Source organism: Zunongwangia sp. L-65 (assembly GCF_056859415.1).
In genome coordinates this window covers 47,652-58,537 of record NZ_JBSXOK010000025.1, presented here as the reverse complement: position 1 = coordinate 58,537, position 10,886 = coordinate 47,652, and the positions used below count along the sequence as shown (strand labels likewise).

Sequence of the window (10,886 nt, the reverse complement as noted above, 5' to 3'; positions counted from 1 at the left end):
AGATACAAAAAACAAAGAATAAAAGCAAGTTATTTATCTGATAACCAGTAGGTTATTCATATATTTCCTTCGGTATTATAATTAAGAAAAAAGTCTTTATAACAAAAAAGTCGGAAGAATAATCTTCCGACCATGACTGGGTACCACCCGACTTTACTCTAATTAAACTAAACTAATTGTATATGGAACATACAATTATTCTTTTGGCGCTAAGTAAGTCTGTAACGGATTTGAGGTACTGGTTTCAATAATAATTTGCTGTAACACAACTCCCGGATCTACCGCATAAATCTTTAGTTGATGCACCCCTTTTTCTAAGCTTAGATCCTGAACAACTTTAGTGACATTATTACTTACAGCAATGCCCCAGTGATCTTTAGTGTCCTTAAGCAAATTCAGGGTTTTTAGCGTACCATCATCTATGGAATAAGCAAATTTGAGTCCGCCATTATCGAGGAAATCTAAGCTTGGTGAGATTAAAAAGTTTATTTTTGCTGTAGTATTTTCTTTAATCGTAAATTGATACGTTAGGCTTGCATTTTCAGAAGCTTCCTGACTAAAACTGCTCTCTGGTCTTAAGGCAATGTCTCTTCGCCCTAAATCAGGAATTATTTCCCAGCCTTTGTATTCCAAAAATTTGTTTGCAGGGAGACTTATAATTCCGTTTTTAGCCACAAAACCTTTAGGAACAAAACTAAATGGCTGGTAAGAAACCTCTATTTTTACTTTTTCATTATCAGATTTAATTACAAAACTTTCTTTGGTAATGTTCTTAGGTAATTTTTCAGAAACTAATGCTAAAACGATACGCTCCTGTTCACCAATTTCAGCTTTAGTTTTAGAAGCTTTTAGCCATTTAGGCAATTTCTTTAGTTTAACTTCTAATTTTTCATTTCCGCGGTTAAAAATTTCAACATAAGATTCAGTATTGTTTTTATCAAATATTGGTAAGCTAAGATCCGTTTTTTTTGGAAAATAATCTTTGCTATTCGGTATAGCCACACCTAAACCAGCTGCTTCGGGAACTTCGATATTAATCGTTTCCGGCTTGATATTTTGCTTAGGATCGCTCCAGGAAGAATAACCAATATGAGGCTGAAAAATCATATGGTTCCACTTGCCATCTTCAATAGTATGATAGGCTGAAGTCAATGCTTCATCTTTATCAAAATATTCTGAAACCTTTTCTGCAAGAGTATTAGTAGTATTTCTTTGTTGTTCCGCATAAAGCTTGTTTTTAGCCACTGCGATATACATTCTGTTTAGATTTGCGGAAGCTTTTACCGGGTGTAACACCAGTTGAAAATAAGCCGATTGATACTTTGGAGCCAATTTTTCAGCAATTTCATCTGCTTTTTTTTCTAATGTATTAAATTCATTTAGGATTTCTTCAGCTTCATTAAACTGCGTTAAACTATAGGTTCTTTCAGATAGCAATTCGGGTTTTCTTCGGCTGTTATACGTGGTATATTTTTGTAGCAATTCTCCAATTTCAGGCGCATACTTTTCTCCAAATTGAGCGGCAGCCCATTGTTCAGGATAAGCCTTTAGTTCTTCAATTTTAATAGCTTCCGGATTCCACGCATAATCTAAAAAGAAACTAATAGGGTACTCCATAGGTTTTAAATCACCAACATTTACAATCCAAACCTTACGGGCATGATAGGCGTAAGCAAGCGACATCTGCTCGTAAACTCTGGAAATTTGAGTGGTATTTATCCATTTATAACTTCTTGGCCCGCCAACATAGTCAAAGTGATAATAGATCCCATAACCTCCGCTTCTAGTACTATCTTTAAGTTTAGGCAGCTTTCTGATATTTCCCCAGTTATCATCAGCAAGTAGTAAGGTTACATCATCAGGTACGCGCATTCCCTGATCGTAATAATCCTGAACTTCCTTATAAAGTGCCCAGACTTGCGGTGTTTTTTCAGCTGGTTTTTGGGTTACATCGCTTATAATCTCGCGCTGATCTTTAACAATACGTTCCAGTAAGCTAATGGCGGTGCCTTCAGTCATTGGTTCATCCCCATCGCCACGCATGCCAATGGTAACCAGGCTTTCACGGTCGCCCATTCGTTCAATCCCCTTGCGCCAAAAGCTTTTTAAAGTATCTGCGTTGGTTTCATAATTCCAATCACCGCTACCATAGCGTCCCCATTCAGCCTGGGCGCGCATCAGTGGTTCGTGGTGAGAGGTTCCCATAACGATGCCATATTTATCTGCTAAAACACCATTTTCAGGATCATCATCATAAAAAGCTTTTCCCCACATTGCAGGCCACATATAATTTCCTTTTAAGCGTAGAATAAGTTCAAAAACCGGCTCATAGAATTCATGATTAAACTTACCGTAATTTTCGGTAACCCAACTGGATAGGGCAGGAGCTTCGTCGTTAATAAAAATCCCACGATACTGAACTTTAGGACCGGTACTGGTTAAGCCAGCGTTGTCAATATACAATTCATCTGCTTTTTTTGCCGGCACATCCGCCCACCAGTACCAGGGAGAAACACCAATTTGCTTTGACAGTTCGTATATACCGAAAATAGTTCCGCGTTTATCGCTACCAATAATCAAAAGATCTTCCCCTATTTTTTTAATGCTATAGGCTTCCCATTTTCCCTGAATTTTAGAAACGTCGATGTTTTGATGCTGAATCAGGCTATCGATCATTTTATTTCTACCAATAGTCCCAATAATTACATTTCCGTTTCCTTTTACTTCGGAAATAAACTCAGGTAATTTTCCGGTTACCCGCTCAATATCTTTTTGAAAGTTTTTTGCAGCAATATTTACTCCTTCAAAATCTGAAGGGTCTAATACTAATTTTGAAGTCTTTTTGCTGGTTACTAAACCGAAACTGCCCTCACCAGATGTATGTGAGACAATATTTTTTTGTCCGTACATTGCACAACCCAGGAGAATGCAAAGTGCAGAAAATAGATACTTACTATTTTTTACTGAATTTGATAACTGAATCATAAACTTGTTTTCTCTGGTAATTTTCATCAAATAATAATGGATAGTTTTTTCGTCCTTCTACAGGATAGTGATCCAACCAGGAATAGCGATCTGCAATATTCCAAAAAGTGATCCCGGTAAGCTTATCTCGATATTCCCTAAATACTTTAAAGAACTTTTGATAGGCTTCTATTTGGGCAAGTTTACGTTCTTCGGTAAACTCATCTGAATCGTCCGAGCGTCGTTCCCGTTGTTCTTTTTCCCATTTATACAGAGACACATCCAGTTCGGTAATCTGCACATCCAGACCGGTTTCCGTATACATTTTTAAAGCCTGTTGTAACTCCTCTTCACTTGGATTAAAAACAGACCAGTGTCCCTGTATTCCGATTCCGTTTATCGGCGCTCCTTCCGCTTTCAATTTATCGATTAGTTTTAAAACGCGGTCTCTTTTTTCCGGAATAATAATATTGTAATCATTATAAAATAACTTGGCATTGGGATCGGCTGCGTGAGCAAATTCAAATGCTTTGGTAAGAAAATCATCTCCGATGATTTCAAGCCACTTTGAATTTCTTAGAAAGTTCTGCGGATTATCGTCAATTGCTTCATTCACCACATCCCAGGCATATATTTTTCCTTTGTATCGACCAACAACCGAGTCGATATGAGCTTTCATTCGGTCTAGTAAGACCTCCCTGCTAACATCATTGCCCTTGTCATCTTTAAAAATCCAGTCACCGGTTTGTTGATGCCAAACCAGGGCGTGACCGCGTACTTTAAGCCCGTTTTCCTGAGCAAATGCTACTATTTTATCGGCTGGTGCCCAGTTAAATTCATCTTTTTTTGGATGAATTACCCCCATTTTCATTACGTTTTCAGGAGTTAAGCTGTTATATTCCGCTAAAATTAATTCTTTTGATTTTCCTTCAAGTGAAGCCGGTGAAACCGCAACGCCCATAGGGAAATCTTCGGCAAAATAATCTTTGAGTCCCTTTTCTTTCTTTGGGTCTTCTTCAGCAGTAATATCCTTTGTTTTTTGCTGATCCTTACACGAAATAATGCCAAAAAGCAATAAGATCAAAAGATAGTGCAGTTGTTTTTTATGTTTCATTTTTTACGCATTATGTATACCAGGTTCAGGTCTGGTTAATTCTTTTATTGTTTTGTTCGATCATCGAAATTAAAAGCTCCGAGCCTTGGCTCAGGATCGTTTACTTTGTATGCTTAAAAGCCAATTGAATTACCACCATCGATAGGTAACACTGTTCCTGTGGTGAATTTTGAAAGATCTGTGGCATAGTAAAAAACAGCATCGCCAATATCTGCAGGTTCACCTAATTTACCCATAGGAGTTCTTCCCAGTACTTTATTTTTACGCTCTGGATCACTGTCTAAAGCTTTGCTAGACATATTTGTTTTAATAAATCCGGGAGCCACGCAATTTACCCGTATGCCAAACTTCGCCAAATCTACTGCCATAGCTCTTGTCATTCCTTCAATAGCAGTTTTACTGGCAGAATAGGCAATTACATGTGGAATCCCATATTGCGCAGCCATTGAACTGATGTTGATAATACTTCCTTTGCCGTTTTCCTTCATCACTTTTGCAACTTCCCGGCTTATGGCAAAAACGCTGGTAACATTTGTATGCAAGATGTTCTGAAATTCATCATTTTCGACTTCCAGAAATTCTTTTTTCATGTTGATTCCTGCATTATTAACCAGGATGTCGATTCTGCCTGCTTCTTTAGCAATTTCGGTAATCGCCGCAGGGATTTTATCCAATTCGGTTAAATCTAAAATGAATGGTTTTGCGTATTCGCCAATTTCTTCGCAGGCTTTTAAAGTTTTTTCTTTGTTTCGGCCAATAACGTATGTAGTTATTCCTTCATTACAAAGTTTTTTAGCTGTGGCAAATCCTAGTCCGGCGTTACCACCGGTTACTATAGCAGTTAAATTCGAGTTCATATCATTTTTAATTCCATGAAGGGCTTATACCGGGAGCATAAGGCAGCTTCAATGATTTATAATAGTTTAGGTCTTTTGTCATTTCAGGAATGAAATCCGGGAAATCCATTTTCGAAAATTGCTGAAAATAAAGGAGGCAGGCATTTCGCCATTGTTTAGCTTCTTTTAACTGGATGTTCAAGAGCATATTTGTTTTTTCAAAAACCTGCGGATTTACATATTCCTGCATTGTTTGCCAGGTTTTCTGCATGTCTTCAACCTGTTCAACTCCTTTTTGATAATGTGCGGCAATTTCATACCAAAGTGTTTTGCCACTTTTCATTTTATAGTCCCAGGGTAAATGATGAAACCAAAGCAGATATTTGTCCGGTGTGGTTGCGGGATCACTATATTTTTTCTGAATTTCCGGGGCGTATTGCTCTAAGGCATTACTTCCGCTTGAAGTTCTGTCAAAGCCAATTCCGTCTACAGCTGCTTTGTGATAATATACCGATGTCCAATCTGGTCTGGGCATATCTTTAACCCATGGCCCGGGGCCCTGATGATGATTTGCTGCCATTATATGATGTAATCCAAGCGGCGTCATATAATTAACCACAGCTTCTCTGGATTCTAGTAATAATGTGGTCATAGGATCTACAAAATCGCTATCATTCGTAAAGGTCATTTTAAGCCAATCTTGTGCTATGGTTTTAGCACTGGTTTCCGGATCCCAGGCAAGCCTGCCGAAGCCATACCAGTTTGCCTGACCAAAAGGATGGCCTGTCCAGTTTTTTGCCGTCCCTATATTAGCTACACCCGCCATCCCGGTAAGCTTTTTATTGCTTAGTTGTCCATCTATTATTTTGGCTACTGTGCTTCCTTTGCCTTGTGTATAGGTGTCTTCTTCTAAAACTTCTTCAAAAAGTTGAGGTAGGAAAACCAAATGAGACATTCCGCCCAGATATTCCTGTGTGATCTGAAATTCCATCATTAAAGGAGTGTTTGACATGGCACCAAATAAAGGATGGAAAGGTTCTCGTGGCTGAAAATCGATAGCTCCATTTTTTACCTGAACCAACACATTATCCTTAAATTTTCCATCAAAAGGTTTAAATTCAGAATAGGCCTGTTTTGCGCGGTCTTCAGGTTTTTCTTCAGAATATACAAAAGCACGCCACATGATAATCCCATTGTGAGGAGCAACAGCTTCAGCAAGCATATTTGCACCATCTACGTGAGACCTTCCGTAGTTATTTGGACCTGGCTGTCCTTCAGAGTTCGCCTTTACTAAAAAGCCTCCAAAATCGGGGATTGCAGCGTAAATCTCGTCAGCTTTATTTTTCCACCATTGCTTAACTTCAGCATTAAGAGGATCGGCCGTTTCTAAATCACCAGTTTCTATAGGTGCCGAAAATCTTGCGGTTAGATAAACCTGAATGCCATAAGGTCTAAAAACATCAGCCAGCGCTTTTAGTTTTTGAATATATCTTGGGCTTAATACCAAAGCATTAGAGTTTACGTTAGTGAGTACAGTACCGTTAATCCCTATAGAGGCGTTGGCTCTGGCATAATCGATATATTCCTGTTTTATCAATTCAGGTAATAAATACCAATCCCAGATAGAGAATCCGGCATATCCACGTTCCACACTTCTATCCAGATTATCCCAATGATTTAAAAGTCTTTTTTGAATTTTAGGCGAATCCGATATTGATAATTTTGATAAGTCATTGCGCAATTGCATGTGCTTAATGAAGTTGAAAACGCCATATAATAAGCCCTTCTCTGTATTAGCTGAAATGATGATTTGTGCATCTTTCCTATCTGAAATATATTGGATAACATAAGCTTCATCATTCATTTTGGAGATTTCAGGTAGCTTTTTTTGTAACGAGGGATCTAACTTGTCGAGGGTAGAAATGATAAGATTAGGTGTTTTGGAATCGAATTTTGGTTCAATATCCAATAAACCTTTAAAAGCTTTTTGGATTTCTTCCTTAATAACAGTGCCGGTAGCCGAATTTAAACTTAAGTAGATATTAGAAACCTGATTTTTATAGGTTTCAAGAATATGCTGTTCTTCAATATTATCATATTGCAGCCACAGATCATAAGGATTTTGACTAAAAGAAAGGGAGCTAATCACTATTAGAAATAAGCAGAGTATGTTTTTTTTCATTTTGAGACCTTGATTTAACTAAACAAACGATTGCGGACTGAAAATTATGTAAAAAAAGAGTGTAAACAAAATAATTTACGCAATCGGTTGCTTTTAATTTGATTTTATGTTTTATTTGTTAACTCACCTCATTAATCGATTTATGTTAAAATTAAACTGTAAATATTATCAATAATGAAAAAATACAGCCAGCTCTTTGCTATCATGTTAATGCTGTTTTTAACGGCAATCATGCATGCTCAGCAGACCAAAATCGATAAATCTGAACTTGATTTTTACGATACAGATTTATCAATGGACGAGAGAATAGACGATTTAATAAGTCGGCTTACGTTAGAAGAGAAAGCACAGCAAATGCTAAATGCCAGTCCCGCCATTGAAAGATTGGGAATTCCTGCTTATGATTGGTGGAATGAAGCTTTACACGGTTTGGGAAGATCTGGGGTAGCTACTGTATTTCCTCAGGCTATCGGGATGGGGGCTACTTTTGATGACGATTTAATTTTAAAAGTATCTACAGCAATTTCAGATGAAGCACGGGCTAATTTCAATAATGTGGTAAAACATGGTTATCATAGAAAATATGGCGGACTAACATTTTGGACGCCTAACGTGAATATATTTAGGGATCCGCGATGGGGTAGAGGTCAGGAAACTTATGGTGAAGATCCTTATTTAACTTCCAAATTGGGAGAAGCCTTTGTAAAAGGTTTACAGGGTGATAATGATAAATATCTAAAAACGGCTGCTGCGGCAAAACATTATGCAGTGCACAGTGGGCCAGAGAAATTAAGGCATGAGTTTAATGCAGATGTAAGTGAAAAAGATCTTTGGGAAACTTATCTGCCTGCTTTTAAAACTTTGGTAGATGCCAATGTAGAAACTATAATGTGTGCTTACAATAGCACCAACGGCGAGCCTTGTTGTGCGAATAACCGTCTTATAAATGATATACTTAGGGATAAATGGGGTTTTAATGGCCATGTGGTGAGTGATTGCTGGGCGCTACAGGATTTTGTAAGCGGTCACGATATTGTAGAATCACCAGAAGCTGCTGCTGCTTTAGCCGTAGAAGTAGGTATAGAATTAAATTGTGGAGATACCTATAATTTTTTAGCAAAAGCGGTAGAAGACGGTTTGGTTTCAGAAGAATTGGTTGATAAACGTTTGCATAAATTATTAGAAACCCGGTTTAAATTAGGTTTGTTTGACCCCGAAGAGAGCAATCCTTATAATAAAATTGGGGTTGAGGTGATGAATAGTGACGAGCATAGAGCTTTAGCCAGGGAAACGGCTCGAAAGTCTATCGTTCTTCTTAAAAATGACGGAGTTCTTCCATTAAAGAACAACCTTTCAAAATACTTTATAACAGGTCCAAATGCTACGAATATTGAGGTGTTGTTAGGCAATTATCACGGAGTAAACCCGGATATGGTAACCGTTTTAGAAGGCATCGCAAAAGCTATAAAACCTGAGAGTCAGTTACAATACAGAATGGGAACACGACTTAATCTTCCCAATGAAAATCCACAGGATTGGGCTTCTCCAAATGCCGGAAATAGCGATGCTACCTTTGTGGTGATGGGAATTTCTGGACTTTTAGAAGGTGAAGAAGGAGAATCTATTGCTTCCCCAACGTTTGGTGATCGTATGGATTATAATTTACCGCAAAACCAGATCGATTATTTACAAAAAGTTAGCGAGGCTGCAGAAGATCGCCCGGTAATAGCAATAATAACCGGTGGTAGCCCGATGAACTTAACTGAAGTACATAAACTTGCAGATGCGGTATTACTGGTTTGGTACCCTGGGGAAGAAGGCGGGAACGCTGTTGCCGATATCATTTTCGGTAAAAATTCACCTTCAGGTAGATTGCCAATCACTTTCCCAATGACTATTGAAGATCTTCCCGCCTACGAAGATTATACGATGGAGGGTAGAACTTATAAATATATGGATGTAGTACCCATGTATCCCTTTGGATATGGCTTAAGTTATACCGATTTTGAGTATTCTGAAATTAAATTATCTAAGGATAAAATAAAGAAAAAAGAATCAGTAGAAGCTCGTATTAGTGTAACAAATACTGGTGATTTTGAAGCCGATGAAGTGGTGCAGGTATACTTAAAGGATGTAAAAGCTTCTTCTCGTGTACCTAATTTCGAACTGGTAGCTTTTAAAAATATTCATCTTAAAAGAGGGGAATCAAAAGAACTGAATTTTGAAATTACTCCTGAAATGTTGAGTTTTATTGATGACAACGGAAAGGAAAAGCTGGAAAAAGGAGCTTTTGAAATTTATATAGGTGGTAGCAGTCCGTTGAAGAGAAATGAAGAACTAGGAAAAAAAGCGCTAAAAAAGATCCAATTTCAGCTAAAATAAGAATATGAAAACCTTTATAACAGATAATTTTTTGTTGGAAAATAAGTATGCTGAAGAATTATACCATCAGTATGCCAAAAACCAACCGATTATCGATTATCATAACCACCTACCTCCCGCGCAAATTGAGGCCGATACACAATTTGAAAATATTTCTCGTGTTTGGCTTAACGGCGATCATTACAAATGGCGTGCGATGCGAACCTTGGGGGTCAATGAAAAATACATTACCGGTGATGCGAGTGATCAAGAAAAATTTGAAGCCTGGGGGAAAACCGTTCCGCACACGCTTCGCAATCCATTGTATCATTGGACGCATTTAGAATTAAAACGTTATTTCGGGATTGATGAATTGCTGAACGAAAACAATGCTTCTACCATTTATAAAAACGTAAATGCACAATTGCAGCAACAAGAAAATTCGTGTAGAGGATTGTTAAAGCAGATGAATGTGGAAACGCTTTGTACTACTGAAGATCCTACAGACGATTTAAAACATCACCAAAGCATCAAGCAACAAAATATTGGCATTAAAGTAAGTACCGCTTTTCGTCCCGATAAATCGATCTTGATTGATGCAGAAGGCTACACCGATTATCTAAAAGAATTAGGAAAAGTTGCTGAGGTTGATATTCAGAGTTTTCAAGATTTAAAAGATGCGTTACAGAAGCGTATCGAGTATTTTGATGAAAATGGCTGTAAATTGTGCGATCACGGATTGAGTTCTTTGAGTTATATAGAATTTACCGAAGCTGAAATCAATGCGATTTTTAAAAACAAGCTTTCCGGAAAAGAGATTTCAGCCACAGATGCTGAAAAATTTAAAACTGCGATTTTACTGTTTTTAAGTGAAACCTACCATCAATTTGGATGGGTGCAACAATTCCATTTAGGCGCGCTTCGGAATAACAACAAACGAATGTTAGCGCAATTAGGGCCCGATACCGGTTGGGATTCGATAGGCGATTATAGTCAGGCCGAAAAATTGTCCCGATTTTTAAATACCTTAGATGGAAAAGATAAACTGACCAAAACTATTTTATATAACCTGAATCCTGCCGATAATGAAGTATTTGCCACCATGATTGGTAACTTTAACGATGGCAGCGTAAAAGGCAAAGTACAATGGGGATCGGGTTGGTGGTTTTTGGACCAGAAGGACGGAATGGAAAAGCAAATGAATGCGCTTTCCAATATGGGCTTAATTAGCTGTTTTATTGGGATGTTAACCGATTCCAGAAGCTTCCTTTCGTTCCCAAGGCACGAATATTTTAGAAGGGTGTTGTGTAACCTCTTCGGAAAAGAAATGGCTTCGGGTGAATTACCCCAGGATATGGATTTGGTAGGAAGTACCATTGCCAATATTTGCTATGGAAATGCCAAGGATTATTTTAAGTTTTAGAGATGA

General features: G+C 37.8%; 6 protein-coding genes. 2 read left to right on the top strand and 4 right to left on the bottom strand.

Features of this window, described 5'->3' with window-relative positions; genetic code table 11:
- Positions 1-195: 195 nt before the first annotated feature.
- From AC13DP_RS01470 to AC13DP_RS01455, 4 genes are all read right to left on the bottom strand, one after another.
- A complete protein-coding gene (locus AC13DP_RS01470; RefSeq protein ID WP_228252255.1) occupies positions 196-3,012 on the bottom strand; it encodes a glycosyl hydrolase 115 family protein in 2,817 nt (938 codons plus the stop codon).
- Entirely contained in the window at positions 2,954-4,078 is a 1,125-nt protein-coding gene (locus AC13DP_RS01465) for an endo-1,4-beta-xylanase (RefSeq protein WP_228252256.1), read from the bottom strand. The genes AC13DP_RS01470 and AC13DP_RS01465 overlap by 59 nt, the downstream gene beginning before the upstream one ends.
- Before the next feature lie 113 nt (positions 4,079-4,191).
- Positions 4,192-4,935, bottom strand: coding sequence for an SDR family NAD(P)-dependent oxidoreductase (locus AC13DP_RS01460; protein ID WP_228252257.1), 744 nt, complete (start codon positions 4,933-4,935; stop codon positions 4,192-4,194).
- Between the two features lie 7 nt (positions 4,936-4,942).
- On the bottom strand, positions 4,943-7,096 hold the full coding sequence (locus AC13DP_RS01455; protein ID WP_347406421.1) for an alpha-glucuronidase family glycosyl hydrolase: 2,154 nt from the start codon (positions 7,094-7,096) through the stop codon (positions 4,943-4,945).
- Positions 7,097-7,270: 174 nt separating this feature from the next.
- Between AC13DP_RS01455 and AC13DP_RS01450 the strand changes: the two genes are divergently transcribed.
- Positions 7,271-9,478, top strand: coding sequence for a glycoside hydrolase family 3 N-terminal domain-containing protein (locus AC13DP_RS01450; RefSeq protein ID WP_347406422.1), 2,208 nt, complete (start codon positions 7,271-7,273; stop codon positions 9,476-9,478).
- A 4-nt stretch (positions 9,479-9,482) separates the two neighbouring features.
- Positions 9,483-10,880 (top strand): glucuronate isomerase, encoded by a 1,398-nt coding sequence (uxaC, locus tag AC13DP_RS01445; RefSeq protein WP_347406423.1) that lies wholly within the window; start codon positions 9,483-9,485, stop codon positions 10,878-10,880.
- The last annotated feature ends 6 nt before the right edge of the window (positions 10,881-10,886 follow it).

Excerpts from the sequence above, each read along its gene's own strand:
- AC13DP_RS01470 (WP_228252255.1), bottom strand. The coding sequence starts at position 3,012 with ATGAAAATTACCAGAGAAAACAAGTTTATGATTCAGTTATCAAATTCA.
- AC13DP_RS01465 (WP_228252256.1), bottom strand. The coding sequence starts at position 4,078 with ATGAAACATAAAAAACAACTGCACTATCTTTTGATCTTATTGCTTTTT.
- AC13DP_RS01460 (WP_228252257.1), bottom strand. The coding sequence starts at position 4,935 with ATGAACTCGAATTTAACTGCTATAGTAACCGGTGGTAACGCCGGACTA.
- AC13DP_RS01455 (WP_347406421.1), bottom strand. The coding sequence starts at position 7,096 with ATGAAAAAAAACATACTCTGCTTATTTCTAATAGTGATTAGCTCCCTT.
- AC13DP_RS01450 (WP_347406422.1), top strand. The coding sequence starts at position 7,271 with ATGAAAAAATACAGCCAGCTCTTTGCTATCATGTTAATGCTGTTTTTA.
- uxaC (WP_347406423.1), top strand. The coding sequence starts at position 9,483 with ATGAAAACCTTTATAACAGATAATTTTTTGTTGGAAAATAAGTATGCT.